Below are 23,499 nucleotides of genomic sequence, written 5' to 3'. Positions count from 1 at the left end.
CGCCCTCCCCTCAGCCGCCGGCACCATTGAGCAGGAACACCGGCTCGCGCAGGTAATCCAGGCCCAGTCGGGTTTCGAAGGTCTCGTCGCGCAAGGCTGCCGTGGTGCAGCTCTTGAGCCCCAGCGCCGTGGCCACCAAGGCGAAGCTCTGGCTCAGGTGGCCGCAGTCCATCAAGGCCACGCGCAAGGCCCGGCTGCCCGGGTATTTCCAGGCCAGGCGCTCAAGCCGCGCGGTGGACAGAAACACCACGGCGGCCTTGCTGATCCAGTCCTGCTCGCCACAGGCTGCGCCAATCCACTCCCCGGGGTCCTCTCGCGACAGCAGTTCAAGCCCGTGCCGACGCACCGAATAGTGGTACAACCCTGCCTCGAAGCCCTGCACATTGAGCAAGATCGGATAGACCTCGATGGCATGCAGAGAGCCGCCGGACGCCGAGGTTTTCTTCAGGAAGAAGTCGCCCATGGGGTTGCGGCGCATCTGGGTAGCGCCCCAGGTGTAATACAGCAGCAGGGACAACTGCCGGGCGCTCAAGGGCGAACCGTCGAAGGTCCGGCAAGTCTCGCGATCGCTCAAGGTATCCATCAGGCCCTGCTGACCCAACGCCGGTGCAGATGCCAACAGAGGATTGTCCAGGGCAAGGAACGGGTGAGAAAAGTAGTCCTTGAACGCCGATGGCTGACGCTGCTGCAACGCCTTGCCAGCCAGCTGTTCTTCCATCTGCGCCACACTGATGTAGGGCGTAGCGGTTTGAGTGCGAGTCCCCAGGTAGAAATCCAGGGCGTCCTGCCAATGGGCCCAGATATCGCCGGCGTCCTCGGGCTCGGCAAGGCCCTGGGACTGCCCGGGCTGCAACAGGCCCAACTCAATCAGCTCCTGGAGCACCGCCAGGCTCTCGCCCTGCAACGCGCCGGGTAGCAAGAGTGCGCTGTCCAGGGTCCGCGGGCAGAGAAAATGCCGTACCAGCGGCAAAAACTCCGTCGACAACTCCAGGTCCAGGCCGCGCCGACGATCGCGCAGGGAAAAGGCCTGATGGGCGAAACCGAGCCAGGTCCCCGGCCGCAGTTCGAACAAGCTCTGGCCATCCACCGCGCCAACCGTCGGGGCCGGCACACTGGCAACAGGCGCGGCCTGCCAGAACAGAGGTTCGGGCCGCAGGGCCTTGATCTCCTTGATCAGCGCCGACAACTGCGGGTCCTCGGCTCGATCGGCAATGTCCCACTCGATGGTGACCGCCTTGAGCGGCGCACACTGCAAGAGTTGGCGCAATATGTCCCAGTCCCGGCGCGGATCGCCGATATGCACCTCAATCAGACGTTGCAGCGGCAATGAGCGCAGGTAATCGCGCAAGTCGTAGCCCAGGGCCCTGGCCGTGCTGATGGCGCTGTCCAGGTCCAGAAGAAAGCCACTGTCACTGCGCTCGACCACACTGCAAATGAACCCGCCTTCGGAGAGTTCCTGGCCAATGTCCATGGAAAACAGCCGGGGGGCGTTCTCCAGCACCAGGGGGGTCCGGGTGAAGGCCTGCAGCTCGATGGCATTGGCCACCACCGTATCGGCCACTTCACGGGCCAGGCTCGGCAGAATGAAATGCTGGGTATCACCCCCCTGAAACCGTGACCAGGAAATATGCTCCGCCAGCCAGGGGGATGAGGTTCGGTCGCACAGACGACGGGTCATGCGCAAAAACTCCCGATCCATCTCAATACCGACGCTACCCAGGGACAGGCTGGAAGAATGCAGCAGCACCGGCACCCGTCCGCCCAGCTCATTCAGCTGCGGCTGCAGAATGCAGTGGGTGGGCTGGAATTCCAGGTAATCGAAGTACGGCAGCCCTTCATCCAGAATCCGCTCGATGGTGGGATCGAGCCCTGCTGAGCCGGCCCCGGCGCCATGTGGCAAATGATATTCCAGCCCCACCCCGGCTTCGGGGAAACGCGAAGAATCGAAGTTTTGCATGTCCGCCTCCCTGGCTCAGGCCGTCAGGTGCAGGGGCGCGGCAACGGTGCTGGCACCTTCGCCTCGACTCAGCAACCCGGCATGACGACGCTCCAGCCGATGCACTTCCTGCATCAGGTTACCCAGCAGTTCCCGCCCTTGCGCGGTGAAGCCCGGTGCGGTTTCAAAATCCGCCAGCGCCTTGCTCAAGCCCCGCAGGATAAACAACATGCGCTGCTCGGCCCGGCGCATTTCCTCTGCCGGACGGGCCTGGACCCGCTCCAGGTACTTGACCAGGGCGATGTAGACGTAGAAGGCATGGAAGTAGCCATACAAGTCACGCTGCTGCCCCGACCAGGGCAAGGAATACAGGGCTTCTTTGGAGGCGTGGGGCTCCACCACCGCAGCGACTTCAACGATGTTGTACAGCAGCTGATGGGTCGCTTCATGCACCAGCGACTCTTCCATATCGAGTATCGAGTTGTCCCGGCTCGACAGCAGGATCACCCCGGTATAACGGGACGCCGAGCAACTGCGAAAACTGCCGTCGGGCAAATAGCACACGGCCTTGACCAGCACTTGCCACTGTTCATGACAGGCCGGCCAGGTGTGCTTGATCCGCAGCAGGGCAAGCTGCATGACGTCCTTGAAAAAGGCTTTGGAATAACCCGCCCGCTCCAGCTGACGCCGGGTTTGCTCATCTGGCGGATAGTCATAACTGGGCGGCGTGACCTGGGTGATCAACGGGTCGACATCGAATCGATAAACCGGCGGGTATTGCTCATCGACCTGTGCATCCTGCGAAGCTTCGATCCGTTGCAGAACTTGCGCAAACTCCAGCAGCCTGGCTTTAACTTCAGCATCATCCAGCGTCTTTCCGGTCAACAGATAGTTAACATCACGAAACGTCAGAATGCTCCAGATCTGAAACACTGGATGGGCGATAAGTTTGGCGCGAGCACTGGGCGGAGACAGAATAATATCCAGCGCCTGTTTAAAAAAAAGATTCAACGCAGAGTCGGCGACAAACAACTTTGACAGCTCGGCATATAACGCGACAAACATCGTATAACGATTCTTTTCGACTTGCTCCTGTAACTTTAAAAAACGTTCCGGCTCGCTGTCCGGGAGAAAAGTAGTGCCCTGAAATAGCTCATCAATGGAAAGTTCTGGTTGCTGACTGTTAACGCTGTCCATGGTTCAACCTTCCCTTAAGGTCACGGCAAGGGCTTGCTCATCGTCAGGCTGGCGACTTCATAGCCCAGCAGTTCATAAAGACGACGCGCCCCTAGGTTGTGCCCGAAGACATGCAAACGCATCTCGTCACACCCCCACTCACGCGCCGCCGACTCACCGGCCAGCAGCGTCTGCCTGGCGTAACCCCGGCGACGTTCGATCGGTTCGATATAAAGATCGAGGATGAAGGCAATCCGTCGAGAACCCACCTGGCGCTCGGCGATCCACAACTCGCCCACCGCCCGCCCCGCACACAGCGCCCGCCACAAGTGATTGTGCGTACTCAGACGCCCCTGCGGCAGCAACTGGCGGAACACCTCTGCCGCCTGGAGCGACGCCTGCTCCGGCAACCACTCACCGGCCGCCACCATGCCGGCGGCGTATTCATCCAGGGCTCGCTGGGCGAAACGACTGAAGTCGGCTTCCTGCATCGACACCAGGGTGATGGACACGGACAGGCACTCCACGATGACCTTGAATCCCGGTTCCGGTGTGCCGCACTGATGAAAACTTGAGCGCGGCACACCGGACTGCACACGCCTGGCTCAGTCCATGCGCGCCTGTTGCTGTTGAGTGTCAAAGATTGCCGCGACACCAATTTTGTCGCGAATCGCCGAACCGGCGCTGGTCAGTTTTGCCGTATCGATACTTTTTACTGCACCCACTTCGGTAACACTCAGGTGCACACCGATACCTTTGGCCGCTGCTTCTGGGTCCTTTTGCAACTGTGCGGCGAACTCCTTATCCAGAAGTGCGCGACCGACTACCGACGCCAAGCGTTCCTGATTGACTCTCGTACTCATGGTATTTCTCCTTGTATATTCACAACACGATAAAAAGCCCTCTCCCGACGAAACTTTAAACTTATCCTTGTCCGCCTTGAGGAACTTCAATATAGCAAGGCAAACCTGCTTTTCCAGCGAACACAAACCTTTCACTTAAACCTTTTTACGATAATCAATAACACCGAATATCAAGTTTAACTGGCGATTAGCCCTATATCCTTTTATATAAGAACAACATCCAACAACAAGGATTTACTACTAAAGCAATAAGTCCTTTTTATTAACTAGTTGATACCGCCCGCAGCGTCATGGAAATAGCGCAACTTCCAGCATTGATCGATTAGCGAGGACAACCTCAGGATTCATCAGGGATATATCCCCTGGCAGCCCACCACACCCGGCCCGATAACTGTTCGTTAATCGCCCAGAACCCGCATTCGCCAATTGATCGGCCCTGATCCGCGACGCACCATTCCCGGCACCCGAACACACCAATAACAACAGGTTCGATGCCATGCCCTCACGTCCTGCCCGCTCCGGCTGATCCTGCAAGCACCTCCTCCCACACCTTGAAAGCTGTCCGCATGGGCTTTTTGCGGCAGTGGATAGTTGCACCCCTAACAATTAGAGAGACCGACGAATGAAGCCAATCACCCCGCCGCAATACCTTCTGCCCAGCCTTCTGGCCCTGGCGCTGACCAGCGCCGCCCTGCCGGTCATGGCCGCAGAGTCGGGCTTTCTCGAAGATGCCCAGGCCAACCTGAACCTGCGCAACTTCTACATCAACCGCAACTTCACCAACCCGAGCAAGGTCCAGGGCAAGGCTGAAGAGTGGACCCAGAGCTTCATCCTCGACGCCAAGTCAGGATTCACCCAGGGCACGGTAGGCTTCGGCATGGATGTATTGGGCCTGTACTCGCTGAAGCTCGACGGTGGCAAGGGCACCGGTGGCACCCAGCTGCTGCCCCTGGACCACGACGGGCGCCCGGCGGACAACTTCGGGCGCCTGGGAGTGGCCTTCAAGGCCCGGCTGTCGCAGACCGAGGTCAAGGTTGGCGAATGGATGCCAGTGCTGCCAATCCTGCGTTCGGATGACGGTCGCTCGCTGCCGCAGACCTTCCGCGGCGGCCAGATCACCTCGAAGGAAATCGCCGGCCTGACCCTCTATGGCGGTCAGTTCCGTGGCAACAGCCCCCGCGACGACAGCAGCATGAGCGACATGACAATGTTCGGCAAAGCGGCCTTTACCTCGGATCGCTTCAACTTCCAGGGGGCCGAATACGCCTTCAATGACAAGCGCACCCAGATCGGCCTGTGGAATGCCGAGCTCAAGGACATCTACAGCCAGCAGTTCGTCAACCTGATCCACACCCAGCCGCTGGGCGACTGGACCCTGGGGGCCAACCTGGGCTTCTTCTACGGCAAGGAAGACGGCAGCGCCCGGGCCGGCGATCTGGAAAACCGCACCTGGTCCGGCCTGTTCTCGGCCAAATACGGCGGCAACACCTTCTACGTCGGCCTGCAGAAACTCACTGGCGACAGCGGCTGGATGCGGGTCAATGGCACCAGCGGCGGGACCCTGGCCAACGACAGCTACAACGCCAGCTACGACAACGCCAAGGAAAAATCCTGGCAACTGCGCCATGACTACAACTTCGCCGCCCTGGGCGTGCCTGGTTTGACCCTGATGAACCGCTACATCAGCGGCAGCAACGTACACACCGCTACGGTCAGCGATGGCAAGGAATGGGGCCGGGAAAGTGAGCTTGGGTACACGGTGCAGAGCGGCACCTTGAAGAACCTCAACCTGAAATGGCGCAACTCCACCATGCGCCGTGATTTCAGCAACAACGAGTTCGACGAGAACCGCCTGATCGTCAGCTATCCGCTGAGCCTGCTGTAACCGCGCAACGCCCAATAAAAAGGCCAGCCCGGTGATCGGGCTGGCCTTTTTGTTGGGCCATGGAACGGGTTACACACGCGATTCGGTGCCCAACTCGTCCCAAACCGATTCGGCCAGGTGGAAGGTGGCATTGGCTGCCGGGATGCCGCAGTAGATCGCGCTCTGCATGATCACTTCCTTGATCTCGGCTCGGCTCACACCGTTGTTGGCCGCTGCCCGCAGGTGCAGCTTGAGTTCTTCGTTGCGGTTCATGCCGATCAGCATGGCGATGGTGATCAGGCTGCGGGTATGCCGCGGCAGGCCCGGACGGGTCCAGATATCACCCCAGGCATGGCGGGTGATCATTTCCTGGAACTCCGAGTTGAACTCGTTCAGGGCATTCAGGCTGCGGTCCACATGGGCGTCGCCCAGTACGGCGCGGCGGACCTGCATGCCTTCGTCATAACGTTGTTTCTCGTCCACAAAGGGCTCCTTGAATCCGGGGTCAGGCCAGCAGGAATTCCACGACACGGTCGCTGAACGCGTCACCGGCCTGGACGTTGGACAGGTGCGCGGCATAGAACTCGGCGTACTCGGCGCCGGCCACGTGCTGCTGGATGAAGTGACTGCCAGACGGCGGTGTCACCGCGTCTTCGCTGCCGGCGATCACCAGGGTCGGTACCTTGATTGCTGCCAGTTGCTCACGGAAATCCGCATCCCGCACCGCTGCGCAGTTGGCGGCATAACCCTGGGGCGAGGTGGCGGCGAGCATGTCGGTGATCAGTTTGGCCTGATCAGGACGCGCGGCGGCAAAGTCCTCGGTGAACCAGCGGGCAATGGAAGCATCGCGCAACGCCACCATGGCAGCTTGGCCGTCACGCAGCACGGTCTCGATCCGTGGGTTCCAGATGGACGGGTCGCCGATCTTCGCCGCGGTGTTGCACACCACCAGCTTGTGCAGACGCTCGCCGGCATTGATCCCCAGCCACTGGCCGATCAGGCCGCCCATGGACAGACCGCAGAAATGCGCCCGGCGGATATCCAGGGCATCCAGCAGTGCCAGCACATCCTGGCCCAGTTGCTGGATGCTGTAAGGCCCCTCGGTCACCAGCGAACGGCCATGGCCGCGAGTGTCCATGCGCAACACCCGAAAGTGCAGGGTGAACGCCGCGATCTGCTTGTCCCACATGTGCAGATCGGTGCCCAGGGAGTTGGACAGCACCAGTACCGGCGCGCCCTCTGGTCCTTCGAGTTGATAGTGCAGATCGCCCTCGGCGAGTTTCACGAATCCCACAGCAGTCTCCTTCAGGCCTTCAAGGCAAAATGTTCAGCCACGGCACGCTCGACCCAGGCCTGGGCCTGACCGAGGTAATGCGCCGGGTCCATCAGACGATCCAGCTCTGGCGCCGACAGCTCGGCGCTGACCTGGGCATCGTCCGCCAATACCTCGCGCAAATGGCGTCGTTCAGCCACCGCACGCTTGCAGCATTGTTCCAACAGGTGATGGGCCGTCTCCCGCCCCAGGCGCTGGGCCAGCTCAATGCTCACCGCTTCCGCTAGAACCAGGCCCTGGGTCAGGTCAAGGTTGCGCGCCATGCGTGCGCTGTCGACCTCCAGGCCCTCAGCGATCAGCAAGGCTTGTTGCAGGGCTCCGGACACCAGGCAGCAGATCTCCGGCAGGGTTTCCCATTCGGCGTGCCACAGGCCGAGGCTGCGCTCGTGCTCCTGGGGCATGGCGGCAAACATCGTCGCCAAGAGGCCCGGAACCCGGGTCGCGGCGCTGATCAATACCGCCGCGCCCACCGGATTGCGCTTGTGCGGCATGGTGGACGAACCGCCCTTGCCCGGCGCCGAAGGCTCGAAGACTTCCGCCGCCTCGGTCTGCATCAACAGGCTGATATCCCGCCCCAGCTTGCCCAGGCTGCCGGCCAGCAGGCCCAGCACCGAGGCGAACTCCACCAGACGGTCGCGCTGGGTGTGCCAGGGCTGTTCCGGCAGGCTCAGTTGCAGTTCTTGCGCCAGGGCCTGGGCAATCGGCAGGGCCTGTTCGCCCAGGGCCGCCAGGGTTCCGGAGGCACCGCCGAACTGCAGCACCAGCAGACGCGGCTTGAGTTGCTGCAGCCGTTCGCGGCTGCGGGTCACGGCCCCCAGCCAACCGGCGATCTTCATGCCCAGGGTCACCGGCGTGGCATGTTGCAGCCAGGTACGGCCGGCCAGGGGCGTGTCGGCATAGCGCTGGGCCTGGTCCGCGAGTATGCCGCCCAGACGGTTCAGGTCCTGCTCCAGCAAGTCCACGGCGCGGCGCAATTGCAGCACCAGCCCGCTGTCCATCACGTCCTGGCTGGTGGCGCCCAGGTGCACATAACGCTCGGCCTCGGCATCGGTCCGGGCGATCTGCTTGCCCAGGGCCTTGACCAGAGGAATCGCCGAATTGCCGGCCGTGGCGATCGCTTCACCCAGGGCCTGGAAGTCATAGAGATGGGCGTGGCAAGCCGCCTCGATGGGGGCAACCGCCGCGCTTGGAATCACCCCGGTCCGCGCCTCGGCCCGGGCCAGGGCAGCCTCGAAGTCGAGCATGGCCTGGACCCGTCCCTGGTCACAGAACACCCCACGCATTTCCCGGGCAGTAAAGTAGGCATCGAACAACTGGTTGCTCGCAGGTAAGGTCATAAACAGTCCTTGGTGCGCCTGTGCCCTGGGCGGGCACAGGCGTACGGGTCAAAGGTCATGGTGCAAGTATGCAGCCTGTTTCGGCAGACGCAGGCTGAACAGGAAAGCAATCGCCATCATCGCCGTGACATACCAGTAGAAGGTGTTTTCCATGCCCATGTTCTTGAAGTTCAGGGCCACCCATTCTGCCGAGCCACCGAAGATCGCATTGGCCACCGCATAAGCCAAGCCTACCCCCAGCGCCCGCACTTGTGGCGGGAACATCTCCGCCTTCACCAGGCCGCTGATGGAGGTGTAGAAACTGACGATGGCCAGGGCCAGGGTGATCAGTACAAAGGCCAGGAACGGACTGGTGACGGTCTTGAGGGTCATCAGGATCGGCACCGTGAACAGGGTGCCCAGGGCGCCGAACCAGAGCATCGAGTTACGCCGGCCAATCCTGTCCGCGAGCATTCCGAACAGCGGCTGCATGCACATATAAAGGAACAGCGCGCCGGTCATGATGTAGCTGGCGGTCTTGGCGTGCATGCCCGCGGTGTTCACCAGGTACTTCTGCATGTAGGTGGTGAAGGTGTAGAAAATCAGCGAGCCGCCAGCGGTGTAGCCCAGCACGGTGATAAAGGCCGCCGAGTGATGCTTGAACAGCGCGGCGATGCTGCCGGCGTCCTTGTTATCACGCATTTCCTTGCTGGTGGTTTCCTTCAGCGAACGCCGCAGCAGCAACGAGATCACCGCCGCGATGGCGCCGATCACGAAGGGAATGCGCCAACCCCAGGCCTTGAGCTCGGCCTCATCGAGGAACTGCTGGAGGATCACCACCACCGACACCGCCAGCAGTTGTCCGCCGATCAGGGTCACGTACTGGAAGGACGCGAAGAAACCGCGCTGGCCCTTGAGCGCCACTTCACTCATGTAGGTGGCGGTGGTGCCGTACTCGCCGCCCACCGACAACCCCTGGAACAGGCGCGCCACCAGCAGCAGGAACGGCGCCCAGGCACCGATGCTGGCGTAGGTTGGCAGGAAGGCGATGACCAGGGAGCCGGCGCACATCATCAGCACCGAGATCATCATCGAGTTCTTGCGCCCATGACGATCGGCAACCCGGCCGAACAGCCAGCCGCCGATGGGACGCATCAGGAACCCCGCAGCGAATACCCCGGCCGTGTTGAGCAGTTGCACGGTGGGATCGTCAGAGGGGAAGAAAGCCGGAGCGAAGTAGATGGCGCAAAAGGCATAGACGTAGAAGTCGAACCACTCCACCAGGTTGCCGGAGGAAGCACCGACAATGGCAAAGATCCTTTTGCTGCGCTCCTCTGCGGTGTAGTGACTTGTCGTTGTAGTCATGGTTTTTCACTCATGGGGGACAGTGCGAATCTAGACACACTTTGCAACAACCCCGTTCCCTACGGGACGTGGGCCCTGTGGTTCTGCCCTGTAGCCGCTGCCGAGCCACGGCGAGGCTGCAAAAGGCCGGGCCGCGTTCGGTGCACAGGGCCTTGCTCGGCAATCTCTCGCCAAACTCGCCGCAACCTTGAGAACCCCGCGCCCCTTCGGGTCGTTCGCAGCCTGCGGCAGCGGCTACACAGTGCTCCGGCTCAGTAGTCGAAGAACACGGTTTCGGCGTCGGTACCCTGGAGGATCACGTTCCACTGATAGCGGCCCTCGGCGTCGGACTTGGCCAGCAAGGTGCTGCGGCGCTCCTCGGGTACACAGGCCAGCAAGGGGTCGGTGGCATTGGCCGGTTCACCCTCGAAATAGATCCGGGTCAGCAAGTGCTTGACCAGGCCCCGAGCGAACACCAGCACCACCAGGTGCGGCGCCTGGGTCGTGCCCTTCAGACCCGGCACCGCGCCCGGCTTGATGGTGGTGAAGCGGAAGCGCCCTTCGCCATCCACCGGGACTCGGCCAAAACCCTGGAAGCTCGGGTCCAGAGGTTTGTCCTGGTCGTCCTCGCAGTGGCGGTACTTGCCGGCAGCGTTGGCTTGCCAGACTTCCAGCATGGCGTCGTTGACGAAGTTGCCGTTGCCGTCCACCACCTGGCCGGTGATTGCCACTCGCTCGCCCAGAGTGCCTTCCTCGGTGAGGTCTTCGCGGTTCAGCCAGGTCAGGCCGATGTGGTAGTAGGGGCCGACGGTGTGGGAGGTAGTCGCGGTCAGGCTCATGTTATTTCTCCATCGGCGTGGCATCGCGGCCGCGCAGGACGATGTCCCAACGGTAACCGAGGGCGTAGGAAGGAATGGTTTTCTCCAGGTCGAAGCGGGCGATCAGGCGTTCCTTGGCACGGGTGTCCGGCACGCAGTTGTAGATCGGGTCATATTCCAGCAGCGGGTCCCCGGGGAAATACATCTGGGTCACCAGACGGGTGAGGATGCTCGGGCCGAACAGCGAAAAATGGATATGCGCCGGACGCCAGGCATTGTGGTGGTTGCCCCAGGGGTAGGCACCGGGCTTGATGGTCTGGAACTGATACCAGCCCTCAGCATCGGTGACGGTGCGCCCGGTGCCGGTGAAGTTCGGGTCCAGGGGCGCGTCGTGCAGGTCGCGGTCGTGGTTGTAGCGACCGGCGGCGTTGGCCTGCCAGATCTCCACCAGGATGCCCGGCACCGGCAGGCCGTTCTCGTCCAGCACCCGGCCGTGGATGATGATCCGCTCGCCCTGGGGCTGGCCTTGGTGCTGGGCCGTCAGGTCGTTGTCCCGTTCCTGGATCGACTCGGCGCCGATGCTCGGGCCGGTGATTTCCGACAGCGAATGGGGCAGGAACACCAGCGGCTTGGACGGCGAGCGGGTGTTGGTCGACTGGTAGGCCGGGTGCAGGTAATCAGGCTGAGTACCCGCTTGCGGGCGCCGGTAACCGGGCTTGTCACTCATGGTGGTTCCTCGTTCTCTTCTTATATAGGGCAGGCATTCAAACCCGCTCGATGGCCAGTGCCAGCCCTTGGCCGACGCCCACGCACATGGTGGCCAGGCCTTTTTTACCGCCGCTCTTTTCCAGCTGATGCAGAGCTGTCAGCACCAGGCGCGCGCCACTCATGCCCAAGGGGTGACCCAGGGCAATGGCGCCGCCATTGGGATTGACCTGCGGCGCATCGTCGGCAAGACCCAGCTCCCGCAGTACCGCCAAACCCTGGCTGGCGAAAGCTTCATTGAGTTCGATCACGTCGAAGTCGCTGACGGCCACACCCAAGCGCTCGATCAGTTTACGCACCGCCGGCACCGGGCCGATGCCCATCACGCGTGGCGCCACACCGGCGCTGGCCATGCCCAGCACTCGCGCACGTGGAGTCAGGCCGTGTTTCTTGACCGCCTCGGCCGACGCCAGAATCAGTGCGGCAGCACCGTCGTTGACCCCGGACGCATTGCCGGCGGTGACGGTCTTGTCCGGGCCGTTGACCGGCTTGAGTTTGCCCAGGGCTTCCAGGGTCGTGTCGGCCCGTGGATGTTCGTCCTGTTCCACCACGCTCTCACCCTTCTTGTGGGCAATGCGCACCGGGACGATTTCCTCGGCGAAGAAACCGGCGGCCTGGGCCGCGGCGGTGCGCTGCTGGCTGCGCAGGGCGAAGGCGTCCTGGTCAGCGCGGGACACTTTATAGTCGTCGGCCACGTTGTCGGCGGTCTGGGGCATGGCATCCACACCGTACTGGGCCTTCATCAACGGGTTGATGAAGCGCCAGCCGATGGTGGTGTCTTCCAGCTTCATATTGCGCGAAAAGGCGGCATCGGCCTTGCCCATCACAAAGGGCGCACGGGACATGGACTCGACGCCGCCGGCGATGGCCAGTTCCATCTCGCCACTGGCAATGGCGCGGAAGGCGGTGCCGATGGCATCCATGCCCGAGGCGCAGAGGCGGTTGAGGGTGACGCCCGGCACGCTGTCCGGCAGGCCCGCCAGCAGCAGCGCCATGCGCGCCACGTTGCGGTTGTCTTCACCGGCCTGGTTGGCGCAGCCGAGGAACACCTCGTCCACGGCAGTCCAGTCCACCGTCGGGTTGCGCTCCATCAGCGCCTTGATCGGCACCGCCGCCAGGTCGTCGGCGCGCACCGCCGACAGGCCGCCGCCAAAGCGGCCGATGGGGGTACGAATGGCATCACAGATGAATACGTCGCGCATCAGGCTTCTCCAGGTGCTTGGCCGTGGGCCGCAGCGGTGCGTGCTTCCAGCTCACGCAGGGCGGTCAGTTCGACTTCGGTAGGCGCGGCCGTCTCGGCCACGTGCTCGGCGAAACGGATCGCCCAGCCGGTGGCGGCCACCACCTGCTCGCGGGTCACCCCCGGGTGCAGGGAAGTGACGACGAATTCGTGGGTACCGGCTTCCGGTTCCATGATGCACAGGTCGGTGATGATCCCCACCGGCCCGGCGCCGGGCAGGCCCAGACGCTTGCGCGAGTCGCCGCCCTCGCCGTGACCGACGGAGGTGATGAAGTCCAGCTTGTCGACAAAGGAACGGGAAGACTGCTTGAGGATGATCAGCACACTTTTCGCCGAACCGGCGATCTCCGGAGCACCGCCGGCCCCCGGCAGGCGCACCTTGGGCCGGTGGTAATCACCCACCACTGTGGTGTTGATGTTGCCGAAGCGGTCGACCTGGGCCGCGCCGAGGAACCCCACATCGATGCGCCCACCTTGCAGCCAGTAACGGAAAATCTCTCCGGTGGGGACGACGGTGTCGGCAGTTTCCGCCAATTCACCGTCACCGATGGACAGCGGCAGCACGCTGGGCTTGGCACCAATCGGGCCGGATTCGTAGATCAGCACCACGTCCGGCGACGAGGTCAGGCGCGCCAGGTTGGCGGCCTTGGACGGCAGGCCGATGCCGACGAAGCATACCGAACCGTTCTGCAGGCGACGGGCCGCGGCCACGGTCATCATTTCATTGGTGGAGTAGGTCATTACTGGGCCTCCGAAGCTGCGGCCAGCTTGGCCTGGAATTCGCTGAAGTCGGCACTGCCGTGGATGTATTCGTTGATCCACGCGGTGAAGGTCTCACGGTCGCGGGCGATCGGGTCCCAGGCCTGGTAGAAACGGTTGTCGCGCTCGGAATAACCATGGGCGTAGGACGGATGGGCGCCGCCGGGCACATGGCACACCGCGCTCAGGGCCCAGGTCGGCAGCACGCAGGCGTTCATCGGCGCATTCAGGTCGTCGACGATTTCCTCGACGGTGACGATGCAGCGCTTGGCGGCCAGGGCGGCCTCTTTCTGCACCCCAAGGATGCCCCACAGCAGGACGTTGCCCTTGCGATCGGCTTTCTGCGCGTGAATCACCGTCACGTCGGGACGCACCGAAGGCACCGCCGCCAGCACTTCACCGGTGAAGGGACAGGTCACGGTCTTGATCAGTGGATTGACCTTGGGCAGATCGGAGCCGGCATAGGCCCGCAGTACCGCGAATGGCAGGCCGGAGGCCCCGGCCACATAGGCGTTGGCCAGGTCGGCGTGGCTGTGCTCTTCAATTTCCAGGGGCTGTGGCCACTGCTTTTCCACGGCGTCGCGCAGGCGATGCAGGGAGCCAACACCCGGGTTGCCACCCCAAGAGAAAATCAGCTTGCGAGCGCAACCGGCACCGATCAACTGGTCGTAGATCAGGTCAGGCGTCATCCGTACCAGGGTCAGGTCTTTCTTGCCCTGGCGGATGATTTCATGACCTGCGGCCGTAGGAATCAGGTGGGTGAAGCCTTCGAGTGCGACGGTGTCACCGTCGTTGACGAATTGCTTCACCGCGTCGTGCAGCGAAAGGATTTCAGCCATGGATGGGGTCTCCCGATTGTTATTCAGCGACTGGAGAAAAAGGCGCTCTAGGCGCGCCGCAGTGACTGAAGATTAAGCCGGAGCAATACCCCAAACAATCCGATAATCGACTGAGCGTTCGATTATCGAACAGATTGTTGCAGGGCTATCGATTCTTCGCCCTGCACCCAATCCTGCTCCTTGTTGCCTGTCAGGTGGCGTCGGCATGGCTGACCATGCCCTTGATTACTACCGCTGTGGTGGCCAGCGCTGCCGGGATCACCAGCGCGGTCAGCACCTGCTCGAAGTTCCAGCCCAGGCCCAACAGGGTGGCGCCCATCCAGGCACCGAGAATGGCGCCGAATCGACCGATGCCGAGCATCCAGGACACCCCGGTGGCCCGTCCCTGGGTCGGATAGAAACGCGCCGCCAGGGAGGGCATCGCCGATTGCGCACCGTTGACGCACATGCCGGCGATCAGCACCAGGGTGGCGAGCACGGTGATGTTGCCCAGGCTTTGTCCCACGGCGTAGGCAAAGACCCCGGCCAGCAGGTAGAAGCAGCCAATCACCTTGTGCGGATTGAAACGGTCCATGGCCCAGCCCACGGCGACTGCACTGAGCACCCCGCCAAACTGGAACAAAGCGCCGATAAAGGCTGCCTGCTCCATGCTCGCGCCACTGTCGCGCATCAGGGTCGGCAGCCAGCTGGTCAGCAGGTAGACAATCACCAGGCCCATGAAATAGGTGAGCCACAGCAGCAGCGTGCCGACGCTGTAAGTGCCGGAGAAGATCACGGCAAAAACGTTGCGCGCCTTCACCGTCTTCTGTTCCGGCACGCTGAAACTGCCCGCCTCGCTGACGATGGCCGGAGCGATGGGGGCCAAGGTCTTGCGCACTTTGTCGGTGCCGCGATTGCGCACCACCAAGTAACGCGCCGACTCCGGCAGCCAGACCACCAGCACCAGGGCCAGGATCAGCGGCAGGACGCCACCGATCAGCAGCAGGCTGTGCCAGCCGAAGGCCGGGATCAGCTTGGCGGAAATGAAACCACCGCCCGCCATGCCCAGGTTGAACCCGCAGAACATGCTGGTCACCAACAGCGACTTATGACGCTCGGGGGTGTACTCCGAAAGCAGCGTGGTGGCATTGGGCATCCCCGCCCCCAATCCCAGGCCGGTGAGAAAGCGCAGCACCAGCAACTGGTCGACGTTGGTGCTGTAGGCCGAAGCCAGGCTGAAGGCGCCAAACAGCAGCACCGCCCCTACCAGCACCACCTTGCGACCAAAACGGTCAGCCAGGGGCCCGGAACCCAGGGCACCGAAGACCATGCCGATCAGCGCCGCACTCATCACCGGGCCCAGGCTGGCACGGTCGATGCCCCAGTCCTGGGACAGCGCCGGGGCGATGAAGCCCATGGCCGCGGTGTCCAGCCCATCGAGGAAGACAATCAGGAAACACAGGATCACGACTCGCCACTGGTAACGCGACAGCGGCTGGGAATTGATGAAGGACTGCACATCGAGGCAGTTCCCTACAGCGGATTGGGGTTGATTCATTGTTTTTATTTCCACACTAAAACGCAGGCGCGCACAGGCCGCCAAGGGCTGATCAGGTCACGTAGAAAAGGTGGCGAAAATCAGGCGATTCGAGCGGGACGGCAGGAACGGTCACGGCAACGACGCAGGGAGAGCATGCTCATGAGTTGGCCTCTTCATTATTATTGGACGGGTCATCGGCAGCAGGCTGGCCGCCGATGACGCTGGCGCGACATTAATGAGCCAGGGGAAAGAGCGTCAATTCGTCAAAGGCGGATCTGTGCGTTTATCGAACGCTTAAGCAAACAGCTGGGCGCTGAGATCGCGGCTGGCGCTCAGCAGGCCGGGGAGAAAACGCTGTTCCAATTCGGCGCGGCTGACCCGGCCCGCGTGGGTGCTGACGTTCAACGCCGCCAACACCTGGCCCGAAGCATCGTAGACCGGCACGGCAATTGAACGCAGCCCTTGCTCCAGTTCCTGGTCGACGATGCACCAGCCCTGCTGACGAACTTGCTGCAGGCACTCCAGCAATGCCTCCGGGGTGTGCAGGGTGCGGCTGGTCTTGGCCTGCAGATCGGCGTGTTCCAGATACTCATGCAGCGAGGAGTCATCCAGCGCGGCCAACAGAATCCGCCCCATGGACGTGCAATAGGCCGGTAGCCGGCCGCCCACCGAAAGATCGACGGAAATCAACCGCTGGGTAGTGGCCGAACGGGCGATATAGAGGATGTCGTCGCCTTCCAGGGTGGCCATGTTGCAGGCTTCATGGAGTTGCTCGCTCATGCGGTCCAGATAAGGCTGCGCGGAAACCGCCAGGGGCGTCGACGACAGGTAAGCATGCCCCAGGGTCAGCACCTTGGGCAGCAGCGAATAGGTACGCCCGTCGGTGGTGGCGTACCCCAGCTTGATCAAGGTATGCAGGCAGCGGCGCACTGCCGCTCGGGGAATCTCCGTGCGGTGGCTGATCTGGGCGATGGTCAGGTGACGCTTGCGTTCCTGAAACGCCTGCACCACCGCCAGGCCTCGGGCCAGAGACGTCATGAAATCCGGGTCACCGGTCAACGCCTGAATCCTCTTCGCTGCCGAAGCCACGATGGGCGGCGCCACTGAGGTGAAGGAATTACGCATCTGATCGTTCATTTCAGGGTCTCTGCGATGAAATTCTTCCGTATTACAAGCCGTATTGGAGAGGCAGCACAAGTCAGCCCCTGCAAGATTGGGCGATTATCGAACCGTCGACCGATAATCGCAATCTGCGGTGCTTGCCGCTGCCAACCACTCGCCCACTCTTTTATTGCAAAAACTCATGGTAATAATCACCAGCAGGCGGTGGACTCAGTGACCATCTTCAGGCCTGTCACTTGTATCAAGAGCGGATTAGCCCCATATAGATTTCTGCCAACGGAGTACGAAGACGGGAAGCGCCGTGTAGGAATTCATTAGAACTTCCGTGTCACAAAACGCTCACAATAAAGTTGACAGTTTTAAACTTGCCGAGCGTAGAGTTATTCTTTGCCGAGGCTATACTGCCGAAGTGAGTAACGCGCAATCAGTCCCGCTCGTACCTCGCTCAGGTGACCCAAGGCTGCAATCGGTCACCTGTCGCAAGCGCTTGACCCCTAACCAGATTCGGCCAATCCGCTTGCAACAAACAACACTGTAGCTACGACAGTCGTTTTCATCCGGTGACGTGGCCGCATGCAACAAAAGGCTGGCTGGAAAGAGCAGGCCCCAAGGCCTCGGCAGGCAATCAGTCTGCTTTCTTGATAGTCGCCCACAAGCAATGCGTTGCACCGGAATGGACCCTTACTCAATTAGGTAACACTGTGACGAAAGACGAACTGCGCGCGGAACTTGAGCGCCAGGAACAACGTTACAAGGAAGTTTACGGCGGCGAGATCACCCGTTATGCCGCCCAACCGGAACCTGAACGCAAACCTTGGCGCAAACGCGCAAGTATTCGCGACCAGGCGTTCACCCAAGAACTGCAAAAGATGGAAAAAGAGCTCAAGGCCGAACAGCCATAATGCCGGCAGCCTGAGCTTCTCAGGGCTTGCTCTCTTGTCCGCTCGATCACCCCAGCGGCCAGGCAGACCATTGATGCTCGCTACCCCGGGCCCCTCACCGCCTCGCCCCACCCACAGCGAGAAACGGTACCCGGCAGGCCCTTTCGTTGAAATTTCATACAAGCGTTTGAACCCTCTCACTCCCGGGCTCAAACCCTCGTCATCGTGCTTTGGCCCAATAAACTCAATGACTTGCCACATTTGGCGAGAATTGGCGAAAACTCTGCTCCCGGTCAGTTTTTTCGTTGAAGAATGTTACCGGTTAGCACCTTGTGCATTGATTAGCAGGGTTTTCTGGCATAATCGCGCCCCCTTATGACCGGGTCAGAAAACCTTCATGATCGATTTATTCAGCGGACTGGATGCTTGGGTGCTTGTGAGCCTCTTGCTCGCCCTGGCTTTTGTCCTCGCCTACGAGTTCATCAACGGCTTTCATGACACCGCAAACGCGGTTGCCACTGTCATCTACACCAAAGCCATGCCGCCACACCTGGCCGTGTTCTTTTCCGGTGTCTTCAATTTCCTCGGCGTGCTGCTGGGCGGCGTCGGCGTGGCCTATGCCATCGTTCACCTGCTGCCGGTCGAGCTGCTGATCAATGTCAACACCGGTCACGGTCTGGCCATGGTCTTCTCGTTGCTGGCCGCGGCCATCGCCTGGAACCTGGGCACCTGGTACTTCGGCATCCCGGCTTCCAGTTCCCACACCCTGATCGGCTCGATCCTCGGTGTCGGCCTGGCCAACGCCCTGCTCAACGACATTCCCCTGGGGGACGGCGTGAACTGGCAGAAAGCGATCGATATCGGGGCCTCCCTGGTGTTCTCGCCGATGGCCGGCTTCCTTATAGCTGCGCTGGTGCTGATTGGTCTGAAATGGTGGCGTCCGATCTCGAAGATGCACAAGACCCCGGAACAGCGCCGCAAGGTCGATGACAAGAAGCACCCACCGTTCTGGAACCGCCTGGTCCTAGTGATCTCGGCGATGGCCGTGAGCTTCGTCCACGGTTCCAACGATGGTCAGAAAGGCATTGGCCTGATCATGCTGGTGCTGATCGGCATCGTGCCTGCGCAGTTCGTGCTGGACCTCAACAGCACTACCTACCAGATCGAGCGTACCCGCGACGCGACCCTGCACCTGAGTCAGTTCTACGAGCGCAACCACGACTCCCTGGGCGAGTTCCTGGCCCTGGGCAAGAGCGTGAAAGACGACCTGCCGGGCAAGTTCCGCTGCAACCCGCAACAGACCGAGCCCACCATCAGCGCCCTGCTGAGCAGCCTCAAGGGTGTCGCCGACTACCACTCGCTGTCGCCGGAAAGCCGTATCGAAGTGCGTCGCTACCTGCTGTGCCTGGACGACACGGCGAAGAAAGTGGGCAAACTGCCGAACCTGTCGGCCCGCGAAAAGGCTGACCTGGACAAGCTGCGCAAGGACCTGACCGCCACCACCGAGTACGCACCGTTCTGGGTGATCCTGGCGGTGGCCCTGGCACTGGGCCTGGGCACCATGATCGGCTGGAAGCGTGTGGTACTGACCATTGGCGAGAAGATCGGCAAGCAAGGCATGACCTACGCCCAGGGCATGTCGGCACAGATCACCGCGGCGGGCCTGATCGGCCTGGCGAACATCTTCAGCCTGCCGGTCTCCACCACCCACGTACTCTCCTCCGGCGTGGCCGGGACCATGGTCGCCAACAAGAGCGGCCTGCAAGGCGGTACGGTTAAAACCATCCTCTTGGCCTGGGTCCTCACCCTGCCAGCGACCGTGGCCCTGTCTGCCGGTCTGTTCTGGGCGGCCTCCAAAGTCCTGGGTACCTGATACCCCAGCGCCAACAAAAAAGGTGCGCCCCTCGGGACGCACCTTTTTTTATGCCTTTTCGACAGGCAAAAAAAAGGGCAACCGAAGTTGCCCAAAATGCCTTGCGTGCTCGTTGCTCTGGAGAGACTTAAGGTTTTTTACGCTTATTCGCGTCTTTCCAGATGAAGAAACCAAACCCTGCGAAAAACAGAACCATGAGGCCGACAGTCAGCACTCCGGCGATCACCACATTGTCGAAAAACATGACTGGCCTCCTGCTCTTGCCCTGTTGCGATGGGGCTAAGTTAACCAAAGAGGCCGCGGGGAAAATTGACCGGGGTCAATGTCGCCCAAGACTGGGCGCGAGGAAGGGGAAATAACTGACCTGTATCAACAGAAAGCGCCCAGTTCAGCGCTTTTTCGGTTTGTTTTTCGGCTTTTTCTTGGCCTTGCCCAAAGGCATGGCCTGCTCGAATGCCTGGCGTACTTCATTCAGGCGTTTCTCGTTCAGGTCATGCACACGCTTGGCGCGTTCAGCATTCAGGTCGATCAGCTTGTCGTCTTGATTCATGGCTTGGCTGGCATCACTGGGAGGTCAATATCAACCGCACTGCTACAGGATGCAGAGCGGCCCTGGCGGATAGGCCAATAATGCGGCGTGACGCCGCACCTGACCAGTGATCAGACCGGCACAGAGGCAATAAAGTCGCTGCCGTGAAGAGTTTTTATCCGCACAATGGCCCTTTGCAAACCGCCCCACGGAGCCTGATGTGGAAATGCCCAAGCACCTGCCGCCACTACTGGCCCTGCGCGCATTCGAGGCCGTGGCCCGCCACCTGAGCTTTATCAAGGCGGCTCGGGAACTGTGCGTGAGCCAGAGCGCGGTCAGCCATCAAGTGCAGAAACTCGAACAGCACCTGGGCCAACGCCTGTTCATACGTCGGACTCGCGCCATCGATCTGACCGCCACCGGCGACACCTACTACCGACAGATTCGCCCGGCCCTGGAGCAGATCGCCCAAGCCACCCAGGCGCTGCTTGCGCCCGCTGGGCAGCACGTTCTGCGCATCGGTCTGCTGGCGTCCTTCGCCACCTTGTGGCTGGCGCCTCGCCTGGCAGACTTCAACCGCCGCCATCCAAAGATCCAGTTGGAATTGCTACCGGCCATCGACCTGGCGGATGTCGCCGGCGCCGAGGTCGACCTGGCCATTCGCTACGGCAAGGGCAACTGGCCAAAGGTCCGGGCCACGCGCTTTCTCGCCGAGCAGCTATCGCCAGTCTGCAGCCCTGCCTTCAAAGCCACCTCCCTGGCCAACGGCCCCTTGCTGTTGGCTCGCTCCCATCAACCCTTCGAGTGGGATGACTGGAGCAGGCAACAGGCCATGGACCTGGCCTCCCACCCCAGGGTGATGCTGCACGACTACAACATCGTGGTGGAAGCGGCCGTGGCCGGCCAGGGCATCGCTATGGGGCGCCGCCAGTTGATCCAACGCCACTTGGCCCAGGGCAGCCTGGTGGATGCCTTCGACCTGCCCCCTTTGTGCAGCCAGATCGGCTATTGGCTGGTGACCGCTGAAGGAGCGTCGAACCCGGCTCTGGAGTGCTTTGTACAGTGGCTACTGGAACAAGGCCTCGACCCATGAGAAATTCAGATACGTCGAATTAGATCTATCCGTTTGTCGCTCCTGGACTGAACGCGGATGCTGCAGGCCTTGCATCCGAGGACTTCCCATGAGCGACTCCCTGAAACACCGCGTGCAGCAATTGGGGCTTGAGCTACCCGCCCCCAGCCAGCCAATCGCCAACTACGTCAACCATGTACGCAGCCAGAACCTGCTGCTGATCTCCGGACAGATTCCCTTGTTGCAAGGCCAACCGACCCTGCAGGGCCGTCTCGGCGAGAGTCTGACAGTGGAGCAAGGCACCCAGGCCGCCGAGCTCGCGGCCCTGGCCTTGCTGGCCCAGTTGAGCGCGGCGCTGGACGACGACCTGTCGCGGCTGCAGCGCATCAGCCGGCTCGGTGTATTCATTGCCGCCAGTGCCGATTTCCAGAGCCATGGCATCGTGGCCAATGGCGCTTCCAACCTGCTGGTCAACGCCCTGGGTGAGAAAGGCCGGCATGCGCGCACCGCGGTGGGTGTGGCCAGCCTGCCCGCCGGGGTCGCCGTGGAGGTCGACGCGATTTTCGAACTCAAGCCATGAGCCCCCTGGACCCAGCGCACCTCGCCCGTCTGCGCGAGGCCACACCCGGCTGCGCCCGGGTCTGTCACTTCAACCACGCGGGTGCTTCATTGCCCAGCCAGGGCACCCTGGACGCCATGCTCGGGCAACTGCAACGGGAAGCCAGTGAAGGGCCGATGGAGGCCGCCATCACCGGCGCACAGCTGCAGGAACAGGCCCGTGAGGTCGCGGCCCGCCTGCTCAATACCAGTCCCGCTGCAATCGCCTTTGCCAGCAGCGGCTCGGCAGCCTGGAGCATGGCCTTCAACGCCCTGCCGCCGTGGCAGGCGGGCGACCGGATTCTGGTGGGGCGCCATGAATGGGGTGGCAACCTGGCCTGCCTGGCCCAGGCGGTAAGTGCCGGCGCCCAACTGGAAATCATCCCCTGCGACCGCCATGGCGCAGTTTCGGTGGAGGCGCTGGAATCCATGCTCGACTCGCGCGTGCGCCTGATCGCCCTGACCTGGCTGCCGGCCAACGGCGGCTTGATCAATCCGGCCGCCGCCGTCGGCCAACTGGCCCGAAATAGGCGCATTCCCTATTTCATCGACGCTGGCCAGGCCCTGGGGCAACTGCCCTGTGATGTAGAGGCGCTGGGGTGCGACGTGCTCAAAGGCGCGGGACGCAAATACCTGCGCGGGCCACGGGGCACGGCCCTGCTCTATGTCAGGCCGGGTTTTCTGGAACAGTTGCAGCCACTGCCGCGGGATGTCTTGTCTGCTCCCTGGAACGGCCAGGGCTTCAGTTTGCGGGACGATGCACGGCGCTTCGAAACCAGCGAAGTTTCGCTGGTGCTGCTGGCGGGGCTGGCCAATGCCTTGCAGGAACTGAACAGCATCGGTATCGACGCCATCCGCCAGCGGATCAAGACCCTGGCCGACACGCTGCGTCAGGACCTCGACCGCCTGCCCGGCCTGCAGCGCCAGGACCTGGGGGTCGCCGGGCAGCAGTCAGGCCTGATTGCCTTCACCCTCAAGGGCTGGGACTGTTTTGCACTGAAGGAAGCGTTGGCTCGAAGGGGCATCAATATCGGAGCCAATGGCGTGGCCTACACCCCGCTGGACATGCAGGCCCGAGGCCTGCCCCAGATTGCCCGGATCGCCCTGAGCTATTTGAATACCGAAGCGGAAATCCAGCGCCTGCTGGAGGCGCTGACGGAACTGGCCGGACGCGGCCCCGCGGGCTAGACCTGCACGTCCACCCACAGGCCCTGGCGCGGGGCATCCTCGATCAGCGGTGCCACCGGCACGGTGTTGTCGGCGTTCAATTCGTCGCCGGGCACGGCCAGGTGCTGCTCTGGATCATCGTCGGCCTCACGCTTGCGCCGCTGCTTTTCCTGTTGGCGCTGCTGCTCTTCGCGCAGTAGCAGGGCCGACTGCTCGGCATCGCGCTTTTGCAAGTCGATGGTGCTTTCGTTGGAGCTTTCCTGCACCGGCACCACTGGCGGGATATCCGGACGCTGCCGGATCGGGTCCTGCTGGGCGGTGATGGGCACGGCACTCAAGGGGAGCATCGGTGGCAGCATGTTATGGGTCTCCTGTCGGCAGGCTGTCGGCTGCGGCACGGGCGACTTGAGCCATCGGTCGCAAAACTGTGACCCGGTCGTCAGCCGATAGTGCCCTCGGGGCCGACGAACGCCGCTGTACGCTACC

General features: G+C 62.0%; 24 protein-coding genes. 6 read left to right on the top strand and 18 right to left on the bottom strand.

What is annotated here, in order from left to right:
* Positions 1 to 10 precede the first annotated feature (10 nt).
* From DWF74_RS22705 to DWF74_RS22690, 4 genes are all read right to left on the bottom strand, one after another.
* Positions 11 to 1,957: a multinuclear nonheme iron-dependent oxidase gene (locus DWF74_RS22705; RefSeq protein WP_115581747.1), complete on the bottom strand. Its 1,947-nt coding sequence runs from the start codon at positions 1,955 to 1,957 to the stop codon at positions 11 to 13.
* 15 nt (positions 1,958 to 1,972) lie between these two features.
* Positions 1,973 to 3,133, bottom strand: coding sequence for an aKG-HExxH-type peptide beta-hydroxylase (locus DWF74_RS22700; RefSeq protein ID WP_115581746.1), 1,161 nt, complete (start codon positions 3,131 to 3,133; stop codon positions 1,973 to 1,975).
* 20 nt (positions 3,134 to 3,153) lie between these two features.
* Positions 3,154 to 3,624, bottom strand: a complete 471-nt coding sequence (locus tag DWF74_RS22695) for a GNAT family N-acetyltransferase (RefSeq protein ID WP_240321954.1) — start codon at positions 3,622 to 3,624, stop codon at positions 3,154 to 3,156.
* Between the two features lie 93 nt (positions 3,625 to 3,717).
* Positions 3,718 to 3,975, bottom strand: a complete 258-nt coding sequence (locus DWF74_RS22690; RefSeq protein WP_102861503.1) for an Os1348 family RiPP precursor — start codon at positions 3,973 to 3,975, stop codon at positions 3,718 to 3,720.
* 622 nt (positions 3,976 to 4,597) lie between these two features.
* Between DWF74_RS22690 and DWF74_RS22685 the strand changes: the two genes are divergently transcribed.
* Positions 4,598 to 5,860, top strand: a complete 1,263-nt coding sequence (locus DWF74_RS22685; protein WP_115581745.1) for an OprD family porin — start codon at positions 4,598 to 4,600, stop codon at positions 5,858 to 5,860.
* A 69-nt stretch (positions 5,861 to 5,929) separates the two neighbouring features.
* Here the strand turns inward: DWF74_RS22685 and pcaC are convergent, their stop codons facing one another.
* From pcaC to pcaR, 11 genes are all read right to left on the bottom strand, one after another.
* Positions 5,930 to 6,322 carry a 4-carboxymuconolactone decarboxylase gene (gene pcaC, locus DWF74_RS22680; RefSeq protein WP_102861501.1) on the bottom strand — a complete coding sequence of 131 codons (393 nt, stop codon included), beginning with the start codon at positions 6,320 to 6,322 and terminating at the stop codon, positions 5,930 to 5,932.
* 22 nt (positions 6,323 to 6,344) lie between these two features.
* Positions 6,345 to 7,133, bottom strand: a complete 789-nt coding sequence (gene pcaD / locus DWF74_RS22675) for a 3-oxoadipate enol-lactonase (RefSeq protein ID WP_115581744.1) — start codon at positions 7,131 to 7,133, stop codon at positions 6,345 to 6,347.
* A gap of 11 nt (positions 7,134 to 7,144) precedes the next feature.
* Positions 7,145 to 8,509: a 3-carboxy-cis,cis-muconate cycloisomerase gene (locus DWF74_RS22670; RefSeq protein ID WP_115581743.1), complete on the bottom strand. Its 1,365-nt coding sequence runs from the start codon at positions 8,507 to 8,509 to the stop codon at positions 7,145 to 7,147.
* A 48-nt stretch (positions 8,510 to 8,557) separates the two neighbouring features.
* The gene (locus tag DWF74_RS22665; protein ID WP_102861498.1) at positions 8,558 to 9,853 is read right to left on the bottom strand and encodes an MFS family transporter; all 1,296 of its coding nucleotides are present in this window, start codon (positions 9,851 to 9,853) and stop codon (positions 8,558 to 8,560) included.
* 251 nt (positions 9,854 to 10,104) lie between these two features.
* Complete coding sequence (gene pcaG, locus DWF74_RS22660; RefSeq protein ID WP_102861497.1) at positions 10,105 to 10,671, bottom strand: protocatechuate 3,4-dioxygenase subunit alpha; 567 nt, start codon at positions 10,669 to 10,671, stop codon at positions 10,105 to 10,107.
* 1 nt (position 10,672) lies between these two features.
* Positions 10,673 to 11,377 carry a protocatechuate 3,4-dioxygenase subunit beta gene (gene pcaH / locus DWF74_RS22655; protein ID WP_102861496.1) on the bottom strand — a complete coding sequence of 235 codons (705 nt, stop codon included), beginning with the start codon at positions 11,375 to 11,377 and terminating at the stop codon, positions 10,673 to 10,675.
* 37 nt (positions 11,378 to 11,414) lie between these two features.
* The gene (gene pcaF / locus DWF74_RS22650) at positions 11,415 to 12,620 is read right to left on the bottom strand and encodes a 3-oxoadipyl-CoA thiolase (protein ID WP_180988530.1); all 1,206 of its coding nucleotides are present in this window, start codon (positions 12,618 to 12,620) and stop codon (positions 11,415 to 11,417) included.
* Complete coding sequence (locus DWF74_RS22645) at positions 12,617 to 13,396, bottom strand: CoA-transferase subunit beta (protein ID WP_102861494.1); 780 nt, start codon at positions 13,394 to 13,396, stop codon at positions 12,617 to 12,619. Before DWF74_RS22645 ends, pcaF begins: the two co-directional genes overlap by 4 nt.
* Positions 13,396 to 14,253, bottom strand: coding sequence for a CoA transferase subunit A (locus DWF74_RS22640; protein WP_102861493.1), 858 nt, complete (start codon positions 14,251 to 14,253; stop codon positions 13,396 to 13,398). The genes DWF74_RS22645 and DWF74_RS22640 overlap by 1 nt, the downstream gene beginning before the upstream one ends.
* Positions 14,254 to 14,443: 190 nt before the next feature.
* Positions 14,444 to 15,790, bottom strand: a complete 1,347-nt coding sequence (locus tag DWF74_RS22635; RefSeq protein ID WP_102861492.1) for an MFS transporter — start codon at positions 15,788 to 15,790, stop codon at positions 14,444 to 14,446.
* A gap of 276 nt (positions 15,791 to 16,066) precedes the next feature.
* A complete protein-coding gene (pcaR, locus tag DWF74_RS22630) occupies positions 16,067 to 16,909 on the bottom strand; it encodes a pca regulon transcriptional regulator PcaR (RefSeq protein WP_016962563.1) in 843 nt (280 codons plus the stop codon).
* Positions 16,910 to 17,595: 686 nt separating this feature from the next.
* On the opposite strand from pcaR, the gene DWF74_RS22625 reads away from it, so the two are divergent.
* A complete protein-coding gene (locus tag DWF74_RS22625) occupies positions 17,596 to 17,796 on the top strand; it encodes a hypothetical protein (protein ID WP_102861491.1) in 201 nt (66 codons plus the stop codon).
* 376 nt (positions 17,797 to 18,172) lie between these two features.
* Positions 18,173 to 19,648: an inorganic phosphate transporter gene (locus DWF74_RS22620; protein WP_102861490.1), complete on the top strand. Its 1,476-nt coding sequence runs from the start codon at positions 18,173 to 18,175 to the stop codon at positions 19,646 to 19,648.
* 127 nt (positions 19,649 to 19,775) lie between these two features.
* On the opposite strand, the gene ccoM is transcribed toward DWF74_RS22620, so the two are convergent.
* The gene (gene ccoM / locus DWF74_RS30810) at positions 19,776 to 19,892 is read right to left on the bottom strand and encodes a cytochrome c oxidase subunit CcoM (protein ID WP_015634423.1); all 117 of its coding nucleotides are present in this window, start codon (positions 19,890 to 19,892) and stop codon (positions 19,776 to 19,778) included.
* Positions 19,893 to 20,036: 144 nt separating this feature from the next.
* Entirely contained in the window at positions 20,037 to 20,198 is a 162-nt protein-coding gene (locus tag DWF74_RS30455; protein WP_162884110.1) for a hypothetical protein, read from the bottom strand.
* 205 nt (positions 20,199 to 20,403) lie between these two features.
* Between DWF74_RS30455 and DWF74_RS22615 the strand changes: the two genes are divergently transcribed.
* From DWF74_RS22615 to DWF74_RS22605, 3 genes are all read left to right on the top strand, one after another.
* A complete protein-coding gene (locus DWF74_RS22615; RefSeq protein ID WP_115582476.1) occupies positions 20,404 to 21,270 on the top strand; it encodes a LysR substrate-binding domain-containing protein in 867 nt (288 codons plus the stop codon).
* An 88-nt stretch (positions 21,271 to 21,358) separates the two neighbouring features.
* Complete coding sequence (locus DWF74_RS22610) at positions 21,359 to 21,829, top strand: RidA family protein (protein WP_102861489.1); 471 nt, start codon at positions 21,359 to 21,361, stop codon at positions 21,827 to 21,829.
* A complete protein-coding gene (locus tag DWF74_RS22605; RefSeq protein ID WP_115581742.1) occupies positions 21,826 to 23,034 on the top strand; it encodes an aminotransferase class V-fold PLP-dependent enzyme in 1,209 nt (402 codons plus the stop codon). Before DWF74_RS22610 ends, DWF74_RS22605 begins: the two co-directional genes overlap by 4 nt.
* Here DWF74_RS22605 and DWF74_RS22600 read toward each other — a convergent pair.
* Complete coding sequence (locus DWF74_RS22600; protein ID WP_102861487.1) at positions 23,031 to 23,372, bottom strand: aspartate-semialdehyde dehydrogenase; 342 nt, start codon at positions 23,370 to 23,372, stop codon at positions 23,031 to 23,033. The two genes, DWF74_RS22605 and DWF74_RS22600, sit on opposite strands and share 4 nt — an antisense overlap.
* Between the last annotated feature and the right edge of the window lie 127 nt (positions 23,373 to 23,499).

The sequence above is a fragment of the Pseudomonas protegens genome, assembly GCF_003363755.1.
GTDB lineage: Bacteria > Pseudomonadota > Gammaproteobacteria > Pseudomonadales > Pseudomonadaceae > Aquipseudomonas > Aquipseudomonas danubii.
This window is presented reverse-complemented; position numbering and strand designations above follow the sequence as displayed.